This window comes from Pseudophaeobacter profundi, from assembly GCF_029697505.1.
Lineage (GTDB): Bacteria > Pseudomonadota > Alphaproteobacteria > Rhodobacterales > Rhodobacteraceae > Pseudophaeobacter > Pseudophaeobacter profundi.
Genome location: NZ_JARJEF010000095.1, coordinates 1 through 403, shown reverse-complemented (window position 1 = coordinate 403; position 403 = coordinate 1). Strand labels below are relative to the sequence as shown.

Below are 403 nucleotides of genomic sequence, written 5' to 3'. Positions count from 1 at the left end.
CAAGAACATCTGGAGCTATGGCGCCGACGATGAAAGCGTAGATGACTTCAAGAGATGGGCTCAAAGTAGGCCGTATGGGCCGTTCCGCTTTAAATCCTATGGGAGACGGCAACAAATAGAGGTGGATGAATCCGAAAGTGACAACAGCGATGGCAGTGAAGAATCACGTGGATCCCTTACTAAATCCGGGGAGAGTGATTCTTCAAGTGAGGAACATCCTCCACAAAAACCTGGACCAAAGCCTCCTAAACCTGGACCAAATCCACCTAAACCTGGACCAAATCCTCCTAAACCTGGACCAAATCCACCTGGACCTCCTAAACCTTGTCCTGGACCAAACCCACCTAAACCTGGACCACCTAAACCTTGTCCTGGGCCAAAACCAGCACCAACAACACCACCA

Annotated in this window: 1 protein-coding gene; it reads right to left on the bottom strand. The window is 50.1% G+C overall.

Annotated elements, in window-relative coordinates; all coding sequences use genetic code 11:
* Positions 1-96: 96 nt before the first annotated feature.
* A partial coding sequence (locus P2081_RS20415) for a hypothetical protein (RefSeq protein WP_278924622.1) occupies positions 97-403 on the bottom strand: 307 nt, incomplete at its 5' end.